A 20,898-nucleotide genomic window follows, 5' to 3' on the forward strand; every position below is an offset into this window, starting at 1 on the left:
CAATTTCCCTGGCGCTACCGGGAGCGCCACCGGCGCTAAGAGGGGCGAGCCATGCGCCCACCCCGGCCGTGGCCCGACCGGTTGATGCAAAGAGGCAACAAGGAGGTCATTCCTAGGATAATATTTGCATCGCACCACGAATCCGATTGCGAATTGCTGACGCTACGTGATACCCAAAAAGAAGTAGAACTTCAGCGATAAATAGGCAGACGGGTCTGTCTCGAGGTAATCCAAAATGGCTACAGTTGCCGGCGCATTCTTTCAGAGTGAAGTAAGTCCCGCGGCATATAGTTACATGCTGCGAAATATCCCGGCAGCCGAGAGAAACGCGCCCTTGAAGCTCGTTGACGGGTCGACATCGACCTATGCCTCGACATTCAAGCCCACGAGCAAGTCGGATTATGTGATCCTCGGCAGAGGTGACAAGTTGGGCAAGCTGGTTGGCGAGGCCAAGGGCTATGACGTCGTTGAGACGGGCAGCAGCGTCAATCTTGCCGGAACGGGATTTAAGGGTGTCGTGCTGACCGGTACGATCAACGCAACGGTCAAGGGCGGTGATCTCAACGAGAACATCGTGGGCAACGACGGCAAGAACACCGTCCGCGCCAGCGATGGCAATGACATCGTCTCGGGCGGCAACGGCAACGACAGTCTCTTCGGTGATGCCGGCGACGACAAACTCTTCGGCGATGCCGGAAACGACAAGATCGTCGGCGGCGACGGCAAGGATTACCTGCGCGGCGGCGACGGACACGACCGGCTCTTCGGCGGTGACGGTAACGACACGCTATACGGCGACGAAGGCGATGATACCCTCTACGGCGATGCCGGAAACGACAAGCTCGTGGGCGGTGCTGGTGAGGACAGCTTGTTCGGCGGCACGGGCAATGACAGCCTCGACGGCGGCGCGGACAACGACCTCGTCAGCGGCATGACCGGCGACGACAAGCTCTTCGGCGGCGCGGGCAACGACACTCTCCTTGGAGGTGCAGGCGATGACACGCTTTGGGGCGGACTCGGCTCCGACAGCTTGCGCGGCAACGAAGGCGCCGATGTCTTCATGATTGAAAAGGGCGCGGTCGGCGACCTGGATACGATCCGCGACTTCAACGCCAAGGAAGACGTGATCGACCTGTCGGGCACGGCTGCTCACAAGACGAAAATGAAGGGCCTGGCGTTCAACAGCGATTCGGAAGGCAACACGATCGTGACGGTCAAGGCCGACGGAACGCAGTTCAAGCTCATCGGCTACGATCCGCACGACATCGATTCTTCCTTTTTCCACTTCTGATGCATGTCTCAACCTATGACGAGGATGCCTCCTGCTCACGACGAGCAGGGGGCATTCTCCCTTTTTGTCATCCCGCACTCCGTGGGCCTTGCTTACGTCTGGTGCACAAGCTCTGACGAATCCGTCGTTCAGGAACTGCGGGTCGCGGGTCTCATCGCGACCATCGTCGAACGCAAGAAGCTCTTTCAACCCGGCCGCAATCTCGAGGTTCTTCTCGTCCATTCCGCTGAGCTGCGGGATGGAATCCCGTGCGAGCTGGAGCTGTCCTCACCGAACGACGACGTGCGCACGTACGACGTGGAAGCGCATCTGGCGCGCTGGGAAAATCCGGATACTGGTCGTGTCCTGAATCTCATCGCGCGGCGATTTTCTCCGCGCGAGCAAGCCCCGCACGTCCTCGTCCGGTTTCTCGATCTCATCAGCGAATGGCTCGCGCCGAGCCACGTGGTCGCGACATTCGAGGATGGGCAGGTCGTGCAGGTCGCCGCTTCCGCAGAAGGCGAGGATGTCGCCGCGTTCGCGGTGACTGCCGAAGGCTTGAGGAGCCTTCCTGTGACCACGCTGCCGGGCACCGATGGCGAGGCAACCCTCTGGTTCGAAGGCGGTATGCCCGCGCATGCCTATCTGGTCGTTGCGGGCAATCTCATCCGCACGGTGGTGAAGCACGGCAAGGCGGCTGTCACGTTACCCGCCTCGCAGACCTTGATCAGTTCGCTCCATGAGGTCGTGCCCTCACCCTCGGAGGCGCTTCGCCAATGGATCTTCCATCTCGCCAAGCCTCGCGAACGGCTGGCTGTCAACGGCGCCACGCTCGACGTGGCAGGAGCAATTCGCCTTCCTGGTGGGGATCTGGCAATCTTTCTTGGGGTGGACGACGCGACGGTCTCCCTGAGGGCTGTCTCCGTCGTGTCCTTCGGGGCAGAAGAAGCGGCCTCGATCGGGAGTGTAAGTCGTGACGCACATGAGCCTGACGCGCAGGGTTGGCGACGGCAGATCATCCTAAGGGCCGGCACGATCGATTCCGCAGCGACCTGCCACAACCTGTCCGTCAGCCTGAACGGTGACTCCTGTTCTGTCTGGATTCGCGAGACCGATCGTTATCATCCGGCCGCTTTTGCGCTGGCTGAGCAGTTCCGCGCGATCGAGGCCGTCAGCGCGGAAGTCTTTGCAGCGATCCTTCATCCTGTCGCAACGGCCGCGGCAGCACGAGGGACGCCGCCGCTTGCCTTTCAACGCGATTTCGGTCCGGCCTGCGACAAGGCGGCGGCCGATGTCGTCGTTTTCGCGAGCGACGATATCGAGGCGGTCCACCGTACCTTGTTGGGCCTGTCGTTCACATCGCGCGACAGAGCGTTCCGGGTGAAACTTTGCCAGATTGGATGTGCCGATCTCAGCGCCTTTCTGCCGCTGATCGATCGTTGGGCAGGCCTTTACGCCCTACCGGTCCAGGTATCCGGCTTTACCTCCGGGGCATCGGAGGCCGACGTGTTTGTGACAGCGACGCGGGCCCGTTGCCCGCAGGTCTTTTGCCGCGCAGGCGCCGTGCCGCGTGATAGAGACTGGCTTGCCGGTCTTCTGAAGCGATTGGACCTTGGTGGACATTCACTGTTACTCGGCCTGAGTGCTGGCCCGACAATCCGTCGAGAAGCGAGAACTCTGCCGGAACCGTTCGAGAAGATGCTTGTGGCGGGGCATTCGTCTGTCCTCGAGAACTGCGTTGCTGTCGCCACATCGTCCCGGTTTGAACCGAGCCAGATCGATGCGCCGCGCATGTTTTGCTGGGATGCCTTCGCGATTTCCGAGGCGATCATCGCTCTGGAACGCGGCCTTCCGGTTTTTGCCGCGCCGGAGTTAAACTTCATTCAAAGCGGCGCAACCGCGCAGGCGAACCCATTTCAAGCGCGGCTGGATGGTCACAGCGTGCAAGAGTCTCTGAAATCATTTCTTGCTTCGCGACGTCGGCGCGCAAGCCCGCAACGCAGAACGGCCTGATCATGCTGCGCGGGCGCCCCTCCTTGACCGAAGATAGATGATGAGCACCTACGCAGGCAGCCACGACAAGGAACACGACATCAGGGCGACTCTCTGGTCGTGCAAGGCGCATTTCATCTTTGCGTTCTTCTTCAATTCCTTCGTCAACGTTCTGATGCTCGCCTATCCGGTCTTCATGATCCAGGTCTTCGACAGGGTCATTCCCGGCAGAAGCTGGGAGACGTTGATCGCCCTCGTCTTCGGGCTCGCCATCAGCGTCTGCGCCCAGGGAATTTTCCAATGGGTCCGCGGAACGTTGCTCGTGCGCGCATCGGCACGCATCGAGGGGCGGCTTGCCGACCGGCTTTTTCAGACGATCGTTCGCCGCTCTGGAGCAGGGTCCGGCCCGGCGAATGCGCAGCTGATGCGCGACCTGGACGGCTTCCGTCAGTTCGCCACCGGACGAGGCGGAATCGCCTTCATCGATCTGCCCTGGGGCTTCGTGTTTCTCGGCGTCATCTTTGTGGTCGACTCGCTCATGGGGGTCGTCGCGCTGATCTGTATTTTCATATCCGCCGTTGCCACGATCGCGAACTCCGTCTTCACGAAACGCGCCCTGATCAAGGCCAATGTGGTCGGAAATTCATCCCAGCAATTCGGCGAAGCCGTCACGCGCACGGCTGAGGCCGTGATGGGGTTGGGCATGCTGAGCGCCGTCGTCCGTCGATGGCGCGGCGAGCGCGACCGGGCGATCCACGAGCAGTTCATTGCCAGTGGGCGAGGCGTGGTGTTCTCCTCCTTCATGGGCTCTGCGCGCATCCTGATGCAGGGCGTGCTGATGGCGGCGGGGGCGGTCCAGCTCATCAACGGGCTGATACCGGGCGGCGTGATGTTCGCGGCCGTCATCGTGTTCCAATTCGCCATGCGGCCGATCGATCAGGCCATCGGTGCCTGGGAAGAGTATCACAACGTCAAACAGGCCATGAATCGGATCGACGCGGCCTTGGCCGATGTCTCCGACACGGCGGTCAGCCTGCACCTCCCCCGGCCGAGCGGGTCCATCGCATGCCGGGAAGTGACCTTCGTGCCGCCCGGTTCGGACAAACCGATCCTCAAGCGGATCAGTTTCTTTCTTCAGGCCGGGCAAAGTCTTGGGCTCATTGGCCTGAACGGATCCGGCAAGTCGACGCTCGCGCGCATTCTCACGGGAAGCATGCACCCGACCGCGGGAAGCGTCAGGATCGACGGAGCTGAACTCGACCAATGGAGCAATGAGGCATTCGGACGTTTCGTCGGGTATCTTCCGCAGAGTGTGAGTCTCCTGCCTGGAACTGTGGCCGACAACATCGGCCGGTTCGGCACATTCTCGGATGACGAGATCATCGATGCGGCCAAGCGGGCCCGTGTGCACGATCTCGTGCTGCGTTTGCCGCAGGGCTATGAGACTCCGCTCGATGAGAACCTCATGTTCTCGGGCGGTCAGCGGCAGTTGATTGCGCTCGCCCGTGCGATCGTCGGAAAGCCCGCTTTCGTCGTCCTCGACGAGCCCAACTCGAACCTCGACGGACCCGGTGAGGAAGCCCTCATCGCGTGCATCGAGGGTTTGAAGGAACTCGGCACGACCGTTATTCTCATCACCCACCGACCCAATTTGGTTGTCCATCTCGATCACGCGGCGGTTCTGCGCGAGGGCATGCTCGTCAATTTCGGGCCCACGCAGGACATCTTCAAGCAGCTCGGACGGCCAACCGTCGTCAAGAAGATGGGAGGCGCGAATGCCTGACCTGAAACTCCCGTCTCCCCTTGATGCGAAGCCGTTCAAGGATTCCGCATTCGGACCGGTGCTGGTCGGCGGTCTCGCAGCACTGGTTCTCATGGCGGCCGTCGCCGCATGGTCGTCGACCATGTCGGTTGCCAGCGCCGCGATCACATCCGGCAAGGTCACGGTCGAGGGCAGCCGCAAGGCGGTGCAGCATCCCAATGGCGGCGAAGTCGGCATCGTTTTTGTGCGTGAAGGTCAATTGGTCGAGAAGGGCGAGAAGCTCATCCAGCTCGAACTCGCCGACGCCAAGGCGGAGGCGACGGTCCTTGCCAACAACCGGATTGCGGCCCTCTTCCACGCTGCCCGTCTCGAGACGGAGCGGGCGGATTCCAGCGAGATGGTGTTTCCGAGCGCACTCCTTGCACAGAAGAGCGATCCTCAGATCCAGCTGTTCCATCAGCAGGAACTTGGGCTTCTCGCCGCGCGGCGTTCGGCCTATCTCGGCCAGATCAACTTTCTCAGGCAGCAGATTGACGGCAGCCGGCGACAGGTCGAAGGGCTGCATGGCCGCACGAAGACCACCCAGGCTCAGCTCGATAGCATCGAAGAGGAGTTGAAGTCTCTCCAACCGCTGCTCGACAAGGGTCTCGTCGCGCGCCCTCGGGTGTTGGGCCTTGACCGCAGCGCGTCGAGCCTGCGCGGCGACATTGTGCAGATTGCAAACCTCATCGTGGCCGAAGACGACAAGGCGCGCGCGGCGGAGATCCAGATTGCGCAGCTGACGAAGGACCGTCTTGAGAGTATTGCGAAGGATACGGCGGAGAACGATGCCCGGTTATCTGAGATCGTGCCCCGTCTCGCGTCCGCGCTGAGACGCATGGAGCAGGCGGTTATCGTCGCTCCTGAAGGGGGCTACGTTTACGGCCTGTCGGTCTTCGGCCCCGGCGCATCGCTCACACCGAGCCAGACCGTGCTGGAGATTGTGCCCAAGGATCAGCCCATGGTGATATCCGTGGAGATCGAGCCCACGGATATCGCCCGTGTCCGGCCGGGACAGAATGCCAGCGTGCATTTTCTCCCCTATCGACAACGATACGCAAAGGCCATCGAAGGCACGCTGGAGAAAGTCTCGGCCGATCGCTTCGAGGATCCAGCGACCAAGAAATACTTCTACAAGGGGATTGTGAAAGTCGCCCCTGACGCCATCGAGGAGGCGAAAGTCGAGATGCTGCCTGGAATGCCGGCACAGGTGACGATCGAAACCGGCAAACGCACCATCCTGGCGTATTTTCTCGACCCCGTTTTCAAGATCTATGATTTCGCTCTGAAAGAACAATGAGGACAGACCATGTCGAATGGACGTTCAGCACACGCGTCGAGTGAGGCCGCCTCGGGAGGTCGCCCAGTCGGTCTCGAAGGTGACAGCCCCGAGTTGGTGGCGTTTGCGCTGATGCGCTACCTCGCGCAGCTGGAACAGGAGCGGGCCAGCCAGACCGGCGTGGTCTTCGATCGCGACTGGCTCCTCGACGCGTATGCGGATTGCCTCGAAGCGGTCAAAGGCAAACGCACAAAGGCGCCGCAGACATCTCCTTCTGCTCCCGCCAAGCCCCCGCGCGGACGTGCGCCAGTTCGCTGAGGAGCTTCCCGACGATTCTCGCCTCAGGCGTCCAGAGCCGTCCGGATAAGGCTCTCGTATGCGGGCAGGGAGACGCCCCTGAAGTCGTACGAGTCCATGATCGTCTGTCGCGCGTTGATGGTGATGTGAGCTCGCAATCGAGCGTTCTCAGCCGTGGCCGCGATTGTCTCGGCCAGGGCCCGCGCGTCGAAGAAATCCGCGAGTACGCCGTTCTGCCCATCGCGGATGACTTCCATCACCGGCGCGGTGGCTGAGCCGACGACCGCGCATCCGCACGCCATCCCGTCCAACAGCGACCAGGACAAGACGAACGGATAGGTCAGATAGGCGTGGACGGTGGAAAGCCTGAACAGGGCGATGAGGTCTGAATAAGTAAGCGTGCCCAGAAAATGGACACGGTCGCGATCAATCTGCGCGCCGACCTCCGCGAGCATTGCCTGTTTCCAACTGCCCCCTTGTGCGGGCCGACGTCCGTAGCTTGGCTCGTCCTTGCCGACGATGGCGACCTGCGCGTGCGGCAGAAGCCTGAGAAGATGCGGCAATGCCCGCATGAAGGTGTGAAATCCGCGATAGGGTTCCATGGATCGCGCCACGTAGGTGATCAGCGTTCCGCCAGGCGCAAGGGTGAGGCCCGATCCCAGATGGAGGGGCGATGCCGGTGCGGGGCTGGCAAGCGCCGTGTCGATCCCTTCGTGGATCACTTTGGCGCGTTGGCTGAGCGCAGTCGGGAACGTATTTGCCTGCCACACTGTGGGCGACACGAGGATGTCCGAGATCGCCGCCGTCTGCAGGGTGGGGAGGTTGCGAAGCGAGACGTAATGGAGGTCTGTCGCAGGCACAGGAAATTCGGGATCGAAATCGAGATCGCTGCCGGTCCCGCGATAGTAGAATTCGAGATGCGACACGATCTTCGTGTTCGGAAAGACGTCGCGCAGAAACAGCGCCTCCCCCCAGGCCGGGTGGACGAAGCAGATGTCGGGCGAGAAGCCCTTGTGTTTCAGCGCCAGCAGCTTCCAGCGCACCATGTCGCCGCGACGAACCTGCTCCGAGAAAAAGTGAAGCGGCGGAAAATGCTCAGGCCCGAAATCCGCGCGCGCGCTGTAGCTTTCATAGCGGACCCGCCCAAAATCCTGTTGGGACGGCGATTTCTGGCCGACCGCGACGACGGTCACGTCCTCACTGCGCGATAGGTGGTCCGCCAGGAGCTTGTACTGACCGGGAAAGTTCTGGTGAAGAAAGAGAACGGTCAGGGGCATCGTGGTTCACGTATGAGAGGAGAAAGTGCGGAGGCCGACAGTATGGCGTCTTTAATTGACCTAGCACATCGTCTGCGCGCAGCGCACGGACAAGAGGGGGGGTCTGATTGCGGGACCCGCGGAATTGGCGTCCGTCTCCGTTGCCGATCCCCGCGATGTCCTCCGCCTGTTGATCTGCAAAAGCGCGCATCTCTCCGGATGATTACTCCTCCGGAAGAGAGTTTCATCGTGATCGGTAATTCCGACGAGACTCGGGTGAGTCGGCGGACCCGGGAAGTAATCCCCAGTAACACTGAAGCAATGACCCGGGGACGCTCATAGTCGTCGCAACTCCCCGGGGATGCGATGACGACTTCAGGCACTGCGCAGCGCGCAAACGATCGATCGATCGACGGCATCTTGTCCGGATTGAAGTGGAATGACTTGCATCTCACTTTCAGTTTTCCGGCGCTCGCATCCGTTTATGGCCCTTCCTATGGTGAGGGAGAACCGCAGCGTCATTTCGCGCCGTTCAATCCCGTTCAGGCTGACGCTGCTCGGTCCGTCTTCGATATGGTGGCGGCAGTCAGCCGTCTGTCGTTCAGCGAGATTGAGGAGACGGCCACCAGCCACGCGACCCTGCGCCTTGCCACATCCGAGGTTGCGAGCCCGGCCTGGACCTATACCCTCGACGAGGGCGCCGCCAGCGGCGATAGCTGGTTCGGCAACGGATCGGGTTGGTTCTCGGCGCCCATTCCGGCCGGCTACGGGTTCTGGACCTTCCTCCATGAGATCGGCCACGAACTCGGGCTCAAGCATGGCCACGATCCGGGCGGTTTCGGCACTTTGCCGAACGACCGCAACGCGATGGAATTCTCCGTGATGAGCTATCGCTCCTCTGTGGGAGCCAAAGGCGACGCGCTCGTCAATGAGACGTGGGGCTATGCGCAGTCTCTGATGGTGGGCGACATCGCGGCCCTGCAGCAGATGTACGGGGCGAATTTCTCCACGCATGCCGGCGACACGACCTATCGCTGGAGCCCGACCACCGGCCGGGCCTTCGTGGACGGCGTCGGGGAAGCGCCTCCCGGTGGCAACCGCATCTTCTCGACGATCTGGGACGGCGGCGGCGTCGATACGTATGATTTCTCGAATTATCGCACCGATCTGTCGGTCGATCTGCGGCCAGGGTGCTGGTCGACGGTCTCGGAGCGCCAGCTCGCTGACCTCGGGGGCTACTTCAACTTTGCCGCCGGCAACATCGCCAATGCGGAACTCTACCGCGGCAACGTCCGATCCCTGATCGAAAACGCCACGGGCGGGTCGGGCGATGACACGCTGCTCGGCAATGTGGGAGCCAACGTCCTGGAGGGCCGGGCGGGGTCCGATCGGCTCGCCGGGCGACAGGGCAACGATACGCTGAGCGGTGGCGCGGGCCGCGATGTGCTGAGCGGCGGCGCCGGATCCGACACGTTTCTGTTCGACGCGCGACTGAACGGCAAGGCGAATGTCGACAGAGTGACGGATTTCGACCCCCGCCATGACCGAATCCTTCTCGACAATGCGGTCTTCAAGGGCCTTGGCAAGGGCTCCGAGAGCAATCCGCGCATGCTCAAGAAGACCGCCTTCGACATCGGAGAGGCGGCGGGTGATCATCACGCCGTCATCTACGATCCGAAGACCGGCGGTCTGTCGTTCGACCCCGATGGGGCGGGGGCGGCCCCTGCCGTGATCTTCGCAATCCTGCCCAAGATGTTGTTGTTGAGCGCAGCCGACTTCTACATCGTCTAGAAGCCGGCGCCGGTTCGGCTGTTCAGCCTTGCTGGGCGCGCGCCTTGCGCCATTCCTGGTAGGCCGCGCGGGTGGCGTCGTCCGGCGGATAGGTGCCGACCAGCCTTGCCCCACCCTTGATCCGCTCGAGAACGAAAAGCTCCAGCTCCTCGCGCTCGAAGGCTGCGGTGGCAACCTCCTCGGCGAACATGCGCGGAATGACGACGACGCCGTTGCCGTCTCCCACCACCACGTCGCCGGCACAGACGGCAACCCCGTCACAGCCGACCGGAATATCGATCTCCGTGAAATGCAGGAAGGTGGCGGCCGACAAGGCCGAGTTGCCTCCGGCGAAGACCGGGATGCCGATCGACGAGATCGCTTCCGGGTCGGAGACGCTGCCATCGATGACGATTCCCGCAGCACCCTTGACCTGAAGGTAGGTCGTCATGATGTCGCCGAAGACCGACGCGCGGGTATCGCCGCCGGCGGCGATGATCAACGTTTCGCCGGCCTCGGTTTGTTCGAAGGCGCGGGCCTGCAGGTCTGGCAACTCGCCGGCCGCGACCTTGCGGCGGAAGTCCTCCCGCATCGGGACAGCGCGCAGGGTCGTGGCAACGCCGACAAAACGTCGTGCTGAGCCGACGGCGTCGAGGCCGCGCATGTGGTTGGTCCCAAGGCCCGACTTGACCATGATGGAATTCAGGGTGGGAACCGAGCAGCGTTCGAGTTTCGCCCGAAGCTCTGCGGGCAGGGGTGTTCGTGTCACGGTCTTATCTCCTTGCGGACATTGTCTTGGGAGGATGGGGAGGCGTGGATCAGTGGGCGGGCGTTTCCGGCACGGCCATCCCACGCGCGACGCCTTGGCGCGCGCCCACCTCTGTCAGCCAGCGGCGCAGATTGGGGACGCCGCCGACGCGATCGAGCAGCTTCTGTCGAAACGCGGCGGTCGGGTAAAGCGCGAAATCCGCCACACTGATTTCATCACCAGCGAGGAAGGGCGTTCGCCCCAGTTGGGCGTCGGCCTGCCCGAGGAAACGCATGAGCCGAGCCTCGTAATGGCGGATGATCGGCTCTGGCGTGTCCTTCAACTCGCTCGTGAGGACGAAGATCGGATGGGTGGCCGATATGACGTCCGTCATCACGAAACTCATCCATTGCAGGACCTGCGCTCGCGCCACCGGCTCCTGCGGGAGGAAACGTCCGGTCTTTTCGCAAAGATAGAGCATGATCGCGAAGGACTGGCTCAGGCTGACACCCGTCTCGTGATCGATCAGAACAGGGATCGATCCCGCCGGGTTCACAGCCATCATCTCCGCAGGCTTGGTTGCGTTATCCGCGTCGAAATCGACGGCGTGGACGCGGTACGGAAGTCCGAGCTCCTCAAGCATGATGGAGGCGCGCAGCCCATTGGTCGTGCGGGCGCTATAGAGATCGATCACGAGACGGCTCCTGCTTATTGGGGCGTAAGGTTGGCGGCCTTGAAGACGGGCGCCCAGATGGCGTCCTGCGCTGCCATGAAGGCCGCGTGTTCGGCCGGCGTAGACGGGTTGGGCTGGGTGCCGATCTCTTCGAACCGCTTCAAGGTCGCCGGGTTGGCATAGACGGCCTCGAAGCCCGTGCGGATCTTGGCGACCACATCGGCCGGCAGGCCAGCCGGTCCAAACAGGCCCTGCCAGCTTGTGACGACATAGCCGGGCAGGCCGCTCTCTTCCACCGTGGGGACGTCGGGAAGCTGGGGCGAGCGCTTCGCACCCGTTGTGGCCAGCGCCCGCCACTGGTTCGCGCGGATGTTTTCAAGCGAGGAGGACAGGGCGTTGAACATGACCTGGATTTCGCCCGCCAAAAGGTCGGTCTTTGCCAGCGCATCGCCCTTGTAGGGAATGTGCTGCATCTGCGTGCCGGTCATGTGCATGAAGAGCATGGCCGACAGGTGGATCGAACCGCCCGCGCCGGACGAGCCGAACGAGTACTTGTCGGGGGACGCTTTCAGGAGCGCGATGAACTCCTTCACGTTTGTGGCGGGCAGCTTGTTGTTGACGATGAGCACGTTCGGATTGGCGAACATGAGGCCGAGGGGCATCAGGTCCTTCTTCCAGTCGTAGGGCACCGTCTTGTAGAGGTAGCCGTTGTTGATGACGTTCGGACCACCGATGACGAGGGTATACCCGTCGGGCGTGGCGCGCGCGGCAGCCTCCGTGCCGATATTGCCGGCGGCGCCCGCCCGGTTATCGACCACCACCGGCTGTCCCATGGCGACGCTGAACGCATCCGCGAAGGCACGGGTCTGAAGGTCCGCCGAGCCGCCCGCCGGAAACGGCACGATGATGCGAATGGGTTTGGACGGATAGGCCTGGGCCAGTGCGGCTTGCGCGCTCAAGGTCACGCCGAGAACGGCGGCGGCGAGAACTGCGGAAAGGCGGCGTTTCATAGCGAATCCCCTTGGTCAAATGCTTCGGAACGGCGGCGTGAAATAGTCGGAATGGCAATCGCTGCCATCATGACGACAGCAAGCAGGAGGAAGCTGAGGCTGAGCGGTCGCGTGATGAGAACCGTCCAGTCGCCGCGCGAGATCAGCAGCGCACGTCTCAGGTTTTCTTCCATGGCGGGGCCAAGGACGAAGCCGAGCAGCAAGGGCGCGGGCTCGCAGTTGAGTTTGATGAAGATGTAGCCCAGAGCGCCGAAGCCGACCGCCAGAGCCACCTCGAACACCGAGTTGTTGAGACTGAACGCGCCGACGCAGCAGAAGAACAGGATGGCGGGGAACAGCAGCCGGTAGGGGATTTTCAGCAACTGCACCCAGATGCCGACCAGCGGCAGGTTAATGATGAGAAGCATGAGGTTGCCGAACCACATGCTGGCGATGAATCCCCAGAAGAGGTCAGGCCTCTGGGTCATCACCTGCGGCCCGGGCTGGATTCCGTGGATCACCATTGCGGCGAGCATCATCGCGATCACGGGATTCCCCGGAATGCCGAGGGTCAGGAGCGGCACGAAGCTCAACTGGGCGGCGGCGTTGTTGGCGGATTCAGGACCGGCCACTCCCTGGATCGCGCCCCGCCCGAAGGTCGAGGGGTCCTTGGCCACCTGTTTCTCGAGCGCATAGGAGCCGATCGAGGCCAGCATGGCGCCGCCCCCCGGCAGCAGGCCGAGGATCGCGCCAAGGCCGGTTCCCCTGATGATGGGACCGATGGAATCGCGGAATTCCTGCATGCTCGGGAGCAATGAGCCGATGGTGCGGGTCATCACGTCCCGCCGCTCGGGCCGTTCCAGATTGGCGATGACTTCCGCGATACCGAACAAGCCCATGGCGACCGGCACGAAGCCGATACCGTCATAAAGCTCCGACACGCCAAAGGTGAAACGCGGGGTCGCGGAGTTGACGTCCATGCCGATGAGCCCGAGCGCCAGGCCGAGCAGCATCATGGCGAGCGCTTTCAACAGCGACCCTTGGGCGAGGACGACCGCGGCGACCAGTCCGAGAACCATCAGGGAAAAATATTCGGGCGCGGAGAAACGAAGCGCCAGGGTTGTCAGCACGGGTGCGAACAGCGCGATCATCAGGGTGCCGACGCAGCCCGCAAAGAACGAGCCGATCGCCGCAATGGAGAGGGCTGCGCCGGCGCGTCCGCGCCGCGCCATGGCGTGGCCGTCGATCATGGTGACCATCGACGAGGTTTCGCCCGGCAGGTTCACCAGGATGGCAGTGGTCGATCCGCCGTATTGCGCGCCGTAATAGATGCCCGACAGCATGATGAGCGCAGCCAGTGGCGGCAGGTAGTAGGTGATAGGCAGCAGCAGGGCCATCGTGGCCAACGGCCCGATGCCGGGCAGGACGCCGATCAGCGTTCCGAGCAGGGCACCGATCAGGCAGAACAACAGGTTGGAAGGCGTCGCCGCAATGGCGAGGCCGTCGGCGAAATGGCCGAGGATTTCAATCATGGCGTCAATCCGACCAGGGCCAAAGGGGAAGCGGGACGCCGAGCCCCACGGAGAAAACCAGTGCCGCGAAAATCGCCAGCGCCGCCGCTGCGATCAGCGCCTCGCGAAGTCGCGCCTCGTGATCGGCAAAACTTGCGGTGACGACCAGCACCAGGGTGGCGAGGAAAAGTCCGCCGGTCCTGATCAGCGCGGCGAAGGCTCCGGTCGCGACGAGGACCATGAGAAGCGGGCGCAAGGCGGGCGTTGGCGCGGGCGTGAATTGCTGCAGACCGCCGCGAATGGCGATGATGGCCCCGATCACAGCCATGATCCCGAACAGGCCGACCGGCATGTAACCCGGGCCCATCTGGCGCGCTGTGCCGATGTCGTACGCGGTCGACGCAACGGCGCCGATCAGGCCGATGGCGAGAAACAGAAGGCCGGAGAGAATGTCTTGAACGTTGCCCCGCGCCATGTGCCCGGCTCCTATGAAACGATGGGCCGGATCGGCAGGGCCATGGGAGCCAGCGCATCCGTGTCGCGACCGGCCCAATCCTTCGAGGCCGTGCCGACCATGGCCCGCTGCTGGCCCTGTTCGACGCGGGCGAGAGCATCGTCCTGATCGAGGGTCAGGACCTTGCCATTCTCAACCAGTTGCCGGCCGTCGACGAAGACATCGCGAACGGCGCGATCCCCGGCCTCGAAGATGAAGTTGCGCAGCGGCTCCCGCAGGGGGCGCATGGCCGGGCAATCGAGGTCGACGAGAACGAAATCGGCCTTCGCTCCTACTACGAGCTTGCCGATGTCATCGCGCTTGAGGGCCCTCGCGCCGCGGGTGGTGGCGGCGCCGAACAGCTCCTCGGACGGCAGCGAGGCGACGGACCGCCCCGCAACCCGCGCCATGGTCGAGGCAAGGCGCAATTCTTCGGCCATGTTGTGCGGAAACGTATCGGTCCCGATGACCACGTTCACACCTGCGTCGAGATAGCTGCGCATACCCTGGAGGATCGCACCGCGCCGGGAGAAAACCGTCGGGCAATGCGCGACCGATGTCCCGCTCGACCCCAGCCGCGCGATGTCGCGCTGCTCGGGCCAATTGATCCAGCTATGGCTGTCCACATAGACCGCGTGACCGAGGATGGTGCGCGGCCCGAGCAGGCCGAGTTTCTCGATCCACTCGATCGGCGTGCACCCGTGGCGTCGGACGATCTCGAAGAACTCCGTGTGGCTCTGGGATATGTGAAGGGTCAGCGGCAGGTCACGGCGGACGGCCTCATCCATGGCGTCGCGCAGCAGCTCTGGCGTGCAGGTATCGACCTGGGCGGGCGCCAGCATGCCACTGAGCCGGCCCGATTGATCGGCCGCAACCTCGTCGAGGACGGCAAGGGCCGCCGCAAATTCCCGTCGTCCCTGCTCAAGGTCCCATCGATACTCGACGGCGTGACCGTTTGCAGTCGTCCATGTGGCGTCCTTGAACATCGGCGCCACCACGGCCCGAATGCCGCTGCGGCTCAGGACGTCGAGCCATCCGACATACGGAAACGACAGGTCCGTGATGGTGGTGCAGCCGCTGAGCAGCAACTCGCACAGGGCGGCCTCGGCGCAGGCGACCTTTGCGTCGACGTCGGAGACCCAGACGCTCAGATACTCGAAGAGAGTGCTGCCATAGAGCAGGGGACTGCCAATTTCCTCTGTCAGGCCGCGCCGCATCGTTTCAGTGGAGGGATGGCAGTGCAGATTGATCAGGCCCGGCATCAGGAAGAGACGGCGTCCGTCAATTTCGCGATCCACGGGGCCGGTCCAAACGGGGCCGACGGACAGGATTGCTCCGGAATCGTCAAAGACAAAATCCGCATCCTGCAAATAGACGTGGCGACCTTCGGCTTCGCTCCACGCGATCGTCCAGGCGGCGCTCCGGATGGCGGTGACTTTACGCAAAAAGGCCTCGTGGTCGAGTGGTGTCTCGCCAGGTCGCGGGGACCGTCGAGGGAGGCCTAAAACTTAACAGCGACACAAAAGTTTGTCTAACGATTATACAGCCCGTGGATGACAAACCTCGGCATTCGCGGCCGTGCCTTTTTCGAAAGCACGAAGGGTTGATCGCAGGCGCGATCGACCATCCCTTGAGCACGGGGTGCCCGCATACGGTGCAATCGACCAGGGAAAAAGGTTTGCTTTCGATCGGTCTCGTTGCAGTCGAGACTCCGATCGTTCACCGCAGAACAGGGGACTGGCGCAATCCGCCCCCCCGGAGCGAATCGAAGGCTTTCCATTGCAAGCGCGAGCCACGCCTGATCGCAACAATGCTGCGATGACGCTTCCATTCTGGACAATCAATGTCAGGGCGGCCCGAGACGCGCTGTTGGGCCGAGAGGGTGTCGCCACACCTCGACACCGACGACTAGCAGAACGCTCGCTGTTCCACTTTTCCGCCAGGCTGAACGGCCTGTCAGCCGAAGGGGTTGCGTCAGGCCCGCGTCAGGCGGCGAGCATTGGCTCTCACGTGCTTGCGGTAGCCGCGCACAACCTTTTCAGCTGAGCCGCCGGTCGCCATGGTGATGGCCGCCTCCGTCGCTGCCAACACCTTCTCGGAGATCATGCGCGAGTTCTCCGCCGTGCTGCCGCGACCGGTGGCCATCATCGTCATGCGCGTCATGATCACTGAATTCGACTCGACCGCCAGCATCGACAGATCGGACGCAAGTTTCATCCAGGATTTCATCATTGGCACGATCCAGTTCGACGGAGAGTGAAAGACAGGCTGTCGCGACGGCGGGAGAAAAAGGGGTTGGCCGGGGTCGGAGAGCGAAGACGCTTCAGGAAAGGGTTGAGAAGGGCAAGTGGTTCCGAAACAAAACGCGGGCGCACATTGCGGCCACACTTCATCCACAGGCCCCCACAGTTTAAATTCCTAACGCCCTTCGGGTAAGGAGTCGTTAGTCGTGCGGGTCTAGATCGTCCGCATTGCCCAAGGACAGTTGCCATGCCGGACACAGACGAGAAATCCGAAACCAGACTTCTCAAGATCATATACCTGACGCAGGTGATATTCTTCGCCATTGGGATCTGGAACTACACGCATTAACGGCGTCTGTCTCCGCCGCAAACGGAGGGGCAGAGCCGTGCTCCATGCACACGTCCGGTTCGCGAAGGATCGGACGCCCCATGACAATCATGCCGGTTGGGCGATCCGTCCCCCGGTCATGGGCGTCTTCACCCCGGTGGTCAGGGGGAAGCTGATGGGCAAGCCCCGTAACGCCCGCACGGCAAGAAACGCGAAACATTCCGCCTCGACGGCGTCACCTCTCCAACCGACAGCTTCCGCCAGAACGGGTTCGACCCCCGCTCGCTGCCGGATGGCTGCGACCAGGGTCGGGTTGCGCCGCCCGCCACCGCACAGGATCAGTTGGTTCGGGCGCTGGGGCAGCAGATCCAGGGCTTTGCCCACCGCGCCCGCCGTGAAGGCTGTGAGCGTGGCGGCGCCGTCGGCGACACTGAGGCCGTCCGCCATCGTGGCGGTGAAGTCATTTCGATCGAGCGATTTCGGTGACGGCGCAGACAGGTAGGGGTGTTGCAGCAAGCGCCCCAGTCGCTCCTCGTCCACTGTTCCCGTGGCAGCCAGGGCCCCGTCGCGGTCCATGTCGCCAAGTCCGTGTCGGCGCATCCAGTCATTCAGAGGGGCGTTGGCGGGCCCGGTATCGAAGGCCACCATCGTGTCACCGTTCCACCAGGTGATGTTGCTCACGCCGCCCAGATTGAGAACGGCGGCGTTCGCCTGCTGGCCCAGACGGCGCATGAGCGCCACATGATAGCTCGCCGCCAGAGGGGCGCCCTGCCCACCGGCTTTCATGTCGGCGCTGCGGAAATCGTACGCGACGGTCGCGCCAACGAGATCGGCCATCAGCTTGCCGTCCCCCAGCTGGCGCGTCTGGCCGACGCGGCTTGCTGTCGGGGCCCGGTGCAGCATGGTCTGCCCGTGAAAACCGACGACACCGATATCCTTCGGGCTGAGGTTATAGTCGGCCAAAAAGGCGATCACGGCCGCGGATTGGGCGCGGGTCAGGGCGTCTTCCGCCTGCGCAAAAATCGCCGGCTCCGGGCCTTCGAACGCCCAGTCCCGCGCCTTCTCCATGGCCTCACGGAGAATGGGGCCGAGTGCGACGGGGTAGGGCGCGAGAGTCCACGGGCCGAATTCCTGGATCTCGACGCCATCGGTCCGGATCAGCGCAATGTCGATGTTGCCGTCAAGGACCGTGCCGGTCATCAGACCAATCGCCCAAATCGCGTCCATTCGGTTTCACTCCGCATGTAGTCGCCCATCGCCAAGCGGGGCGGGTGATCATGGTCTGCGTATACCGCCCGCTGCCCAGGTTGGGCAAACGTGAACATCCGAAAAGGGAGCCGATGGGGCGACAGAGTTAAGATGTCTCGACGCGGCACCTGGCTTTTGTTGCGCGCCGCAGGGTCGTCCCAGGCGTCTGAAGTGGCGTCCGTTATATAGAACGACGGGAGGGCGAGCACGGAGAAGAAATTCCGGGCATCCGACGCGGATGAAGAAAGGTGTTTTCCTGCGGGTGGCTGAATCGGGGTGAGGGGGAATGGAATTCTCCAAAGCTGCTACGATAGAGAAGAAAATGCGTTGCCGTCGGGTTCTGTAAAAAGAACATTCTCGTTGACTCCGGCGAACCAATTCGTAAGCTCTGCTGACCTATCGAGAAGAAGGATATTTGTCAGATGCGCCTCACCCGCCGTCACGCTTTGCTGTCCGCAACCGCCTTTGCGGCGAGCGCGTTTCTTCCTCGCGGCGCCTTCGCGCAGGCGACGCCCAAGCGCGGTGGCGTGCTCACGGCGCATCTTGGGTCTGAGCAGCGTATCCTGAACCCGGCTTTGCGCGCCTCCACCGGCGTGTATCTTATCACCAGCAAGATCATGGAGGCGCTCGTCGACCTCGACGCCAGCGGCAATCCGGCGCCGGTCTTGGCCGTGAGCTGGGATGCCGCGCCCGACGGCAAGACCGTAACGTTCAAGCTGCGCGAGGGTGTCAGCTGGCACGACGGCAAGCCGTTCACCTCTGCCGACGTCCAGTACACCGCCATGGAGATGTGGAAGAAGCATCTCAACTACGGCACGCAGCTCCAGCAGTTTCTCGAAGCGGTCGACACGCCGGACGCCCACACGGCGGTGTTCCGCTACGCGCGTCCGATGCCGCTCAATCTTCTGCTGCGGGCGCTGTGCGATCTCGGCTACATCGCCCCCCGTCACGTGTTCGAGGGAACGAACATTCTCGAGAACCCGGCCAATACCGCGCCGATCGGCACCGGGCCCTTCAAGTTCGTGCAATACGAGCGCGGCCAGTTCATCATTGCCGAGCGCAACCCGACCTATTGGCGCAAGGATTTCCCGTATCTCGAGCGGATCGTCTGGCGGGTCATCACCGACAAGTCGGCGGTCGCGGCTGCCCTCGAGACGGGGCAGATCCAGCTCAGCTCCTATAACGGCCTGTCACTGTCCGATCTCGACCGTCTCAAGAGCGACAAGCGCTTCGAGGTGTCGACCCGCGGCATCGAGGCCAACGCCTTCAACAACACGCTGGAGTTCAACACCCGTCGCAAGGAGCTGTCGGATGTCCGCGTCCGTCGCGCCATCGCCCACGCGGTTGACGTGGACTTCTTCATCGAAAACTTTCTCTACGGTCAGGCCAAGCCCGCGACCGGTCCGATCCCGTCGTCGTCGCCCGCGTTCTATCCCGCCGGCAAGCCGCCCTATCCATTCGACAAGAAGAAGGCCCAGGCGCTGCTCGATGAGGCAGGCTACAAGCCCGGGCCTGACGGCACCCGCTTCTCGCTCAAGCTCGTTCCCATCATGAACGGCGAGGATGTCCCGCTGCTCGCCACCTTCATCCAACAGTCCCTGGGTGAGATCGGCATCAAGGTGGAGATCGTCCAGCTCGACGTCGCCGGCGCCCTCACGACCGTCTATCGCGACTGGAATTTCGACCTTGCGACAGGCTGGCACCAATATCGCGGCGATCCGGCCGTCTCCACGACGGTCTGGTACCGGTCCGGCTCGCCCAAAGGCTCGCCGTGGACGAACCAGTTCGGTTGGCAATCCGACAAGGTCGATCAGCTCATCGACCAGGCCGCGAGCGAAATCGACCCGGTCAAGCGCAAGGCGCTCTATGCGGATTGGGTTTCGGTGGTCAACGAGGAGATCCCGGTCTGGATGATCACCGAGCGCCAGTTCTTCGCGGCCACGAACAAGCAGGTGCAGAACCATCACAACGTCCCGCGTTGGGATTCCAGCGATTGGCACGACACCTGGATCGCGTCATCCTAACGTGATGCGCGTTCTTTATCTCGCCCTGCGCCGTCTGGCGGCCAGCCTGCCCACGCTCTTCGTGGTGCTGGCTGGCCTTTTCCTGCTGTTGCAACTCGCCCCCGGCGACACGGTCGACGCGCTCGTCGCCCAGATGGGCGGCGGCGATGCGGTGATGATCGAGGAACTGAGGCGGTTCTACGGCCTCGATGTATCGGTGCCCGTGCAGCTTGGACGGTATGTGTGGCGGCTTCTCCAACTCGATCTGGGATATTCGGCGATCTATGGCAAGCCGGTGTCAACGGTGATCCTTGAGCGTCTGCCGGCCACGCTCCTGCTGATGGGATCGGCCCTCAGTTTCGCGTTCGCGGGTGGCATGGCGCTTGGGGTCGTGGCCGCGCGCAAGGTCAACCGGTGGCCCGATACCTTGATCTCGACCCTGGGGTTGATCTTCTACGCCACGCCGTCGTTCTGGTTCGGCCTGATGGGGATCGTCATCTTCGCGGTCAATCTCGGCTGGCTGCCGGCTGGTGGCCTCGAGGAAATCGGCGCGGGTCATTCGGGACTGCGCCGCCTCGTCGATATCGGGTGGCATCTTCTCCTTCCGACCCTGACCCTCGCGCTGATCTTCCTCGCCACCTATCTCCGGATCATGCGCGCCTCGATGCTGGAAGTGCTCAACCTGGACTTCGTGCGCACCGCCCGGGCAAAGGGCCTGAGTCCCGGTCGCGTGGTGCGGCGGCACGTGATGCGCAACGCTCTGTTGCCGATGGTGACGCTGGTCGGGCTGCAGGCCGGCACCATGCTCGGGGGCTCCATCGTCGTCGAGAGCGTCTTCGCGCTGCCGGGACTGGGGCGTCTTGCCTACGAATCCGTCGTGCAGCGCGACCTCAATACTCTACTCGGGATCGTGTTCGTGTCAGCGCTGTTGGTGATTGCCGTCAACTTCATCGTCGATCTCCTCTATGCGCGCCTCGATCCGCGCATCGTCACCTGA

17 protein-coding genes are annotated in these 20,898 nt (G+C 62.8%); 8 read left to right on the top strand and 9 right to left on the bottom strand.

Annotated elements, in window-relative coordinates; genetic code table 11:
* Nucleotides 1-334 precede the first annotated feature (334 nt).
* From J4G32_RS10030 to J4G32_RS10050, 5 genes are read left to right on the top strand one after another with little or no spacing between them, the layout of a single operon-like run.
* Nucleotides 335-1,291 (top strand): calcium-binding protein, encoded by a 957-nt coding sequence (locus J4G32_RS10030; protein ID WP_210489508.1) that lies wholly within the window; start codon nt 335-337, stop codon nt 1,289-1,291.
* A 24-nt stretch (nt 1,292-1,315) separates the two neighbouring features.
* Complete coding sequence (locus J4G32_RS10035; RefSeq protein WP_210489510.1) at nt 1,316-3,283, top strand: hypothetical protein; 1,968 nt, start codon at nt 1,316-1,318, stop codon at nt 3,281-3,283.
* A gap of 40 nt (nt 3,284-3,323) precedes the next feature.
* Nucleotides 3,324-5,045 (top strand): type I secretion system permease/ATPase, encoded by a 1,722-nt coding sequence (locus J4G32_RS10040; RefSeq protein WP_210489527.1) that lies wholly within the window; start codon nt 3,324-3,326, stop codon nt 5,043-5,045.
* Nucleotides 5,038-6,363: an HlyD family type I secretion periplasmic adaptor subunit gene (locus tag J4G32_RS10045; protein ID WP_210489536.1), complete on the top strand. Its 1,326-nt coding sequence runs from the start codon at nt 5,038-5,040 to the stop codon at nt 6,361-6,363. Before J4G32_RS10040 ends, J4G32_RS10045 begins: the two co-directional genes overlap by 8 nt.
* 9 nt (nt 6,364-6,372) lie before the next feature.
* Nucleotides 6,373-6,660, top strand: coding sequence for a hypothetical protein (locus J4G32_RS10050; RefSeq protein ID WP_210489546.1), 288 nt, complete (start codon nt 6,373-6,375; stop codon nt 6,658-6,660).
* A 23-nt stretch (nt 6,661-6,683) separates the two neighbouring features.
* On the opposite strand, the gene J4G32_RS10055 is transcribed toward J4G32_RS10050, so the two are convergent.
* A complete protein-coding gene (locus tag J4G32_RS10055; protein WP_210489550.1) occupies nt 6,684-7,916 on the bottom strand; it encodes a glycosyltransferase in 1,233 nt (410 codons plus the stop codon).
* Nucleotides 7,917-8,261: 345 nt separating this feature from the next.
* Here J4G32_RS10055 and J4G32_RS10060 point away from each other — a divergent pair, with 345 nt between their 5' ends.
* Nucleotides 8,262-9,686 (top strand): M10 family metallopeptidase, encoded by a 1,425-nt coding sequence (locus tag J4G32_RS10060; protein ID WP_210489559.1) that lies wholly within the window; start codon nt 8,262-8,264, stop codon nt 9,684-9,686.
* Between the two features lie 22 nt (nt 9,687-9,708).
* On the opposite strand, the gene J4G32_RS10065 is transcribed toward J4G32_RS10060, so the two are convergent.
* From J4G32_RS10065 to J4G32_RS10100, 8 genes are all read right to left on the bottom strand, one after another.
* Entirely contained in the window at nt 9,709-10,434 is a 726-nt protein-coding gene (locus tag J4G32_RS10065) for an RraA family protein (protein WP_210489575.1), read from the bottom strand.
* A gap of 49 nt (nt 10,435-10,483) precedes the next feature.
* Nucleotides 10,484-11,107 (bottom strand): glutathione S-transferase family protein, encoded by a 624-nt coding sequence (locus J4G32_RS10070; RefSeq protein ID WP_210489590.1) that lies wholly within the window; start codon nt 11,105-11,107, stop codon nt 10,484-10,486.
* A 14-nt stretch (nt 11,108-11,121) separates the two neighbouring features.
* Nucleotides 11,122-12,096 (bottom strand): Bug family tripartite tricarboxylate transporter substrate binding protein, encoded by a 975-nt coding sequence (locus J4G32_RS10075; RefSeq protein ID WP_210489599.1) that lies wholly within the window; start codon nt 12,094-12,096, stop codon nt 11,122-11,124.
* Entirely contained in the window at nt 12,093-13,604 is a 1,512-nt protein-coding gene (locus J4G32_RS10080; protein ID WP_210491366.1) for a tripartite tricarboxylate transporter permease, read from the bottom strand. Before J4G32_RS10080 ends, J4G32_RS10075 begins: the two co-directional genes overlap by 4 nt.
* Nucleotides 13,605-13,611: 7 nt before the next feature.
* Nucleotides 13,612-14,061, bottom strand: coding sequence for a tripartite tricarboxylate transporter TctB family protein (locus J4G32_RS10085; protein ID WP_210489609.1), 450 nt, complete (start codon nt 14,059-14,061; stop codon nt 13,612-13,614).
* 11 nt (nt 14,062-14,072) lie between these two features.
* Nucleotides 14,073-15,524 carry an amidohydrolase family protein gene (locus J4G32_RS10090; protein ID WP_210489664.1) on the bottom strand — a complete coding sequence of 484 codons (1,452 nt, stop codon included), beginning with the start codon at nt 15,522-15,524 and terminating at the stop codon, nt 14,073-14,075.
* 529 nt (nt 15,525-16,053) lie between these two features.
* Nucleotides 16,054-16,311 carry a hypothetical protein gene (locus J4G32_RS10095; protein WP_210489676.1) on the bottom strand — a complete coding sequence of 86 codons (258 nt, stop codon included), beginning with the start codon at nt 16,309-16,311 and terminating at the stop codon, nt 16,054-16,056.
* Between the two features lie 447 nt (nt 16,312-16,758).
* Nucleotides 16,759-17,877 (bottom strand): anhydro-N-acetylmuramic acid kinase, encoded by a 1,119-nt coding sequence (locus tag J4G32_RS10100; RefSeq protein ID WP_210489690.1) that lies wholly within the window; start codon nt 17,875-17,877, stop codon nt 16,759-16,761.
* Nucleotides 17,878-18,320: 443 nt separating this feature from the next.
* On the opposite strand from J4G32_RS10100, the gene J4G32_RS10105 reads away from it, so the two are divergent.
* Together J4G32_RS10105 and J4G32_RS10110 are read left to right on the top strand one after the other, a co-directional pair.
* Entirely contained in the window at nt 18,321-19,922 is a 1,602-nt protein-coding gene (locus J4G32_RS10105; protein WP_210489703.1) for an ABC transporter substrate-binding protein, read from the top strand.
* A gap of 4 nt (nt 19,923-19,926) precedes the next feature.
* Entirely contained in the window at nt 19,927-20,898 is a 972-nt protein-coding gene (locus J4G32_RS10110) for an ABC transporter permease (protein ID WP_210491372.1), read from the top strand.

It is taken from the genome of Microvirga antarctica, from assembly GCF_017921815.1.
Taxonomy (GTDB): Bacteria; Pseudomonadota; Alphaproteobacteria; order Rhizobiales; family Beijerinckiaceae; genus Microvirga; species Microvirga antarctica.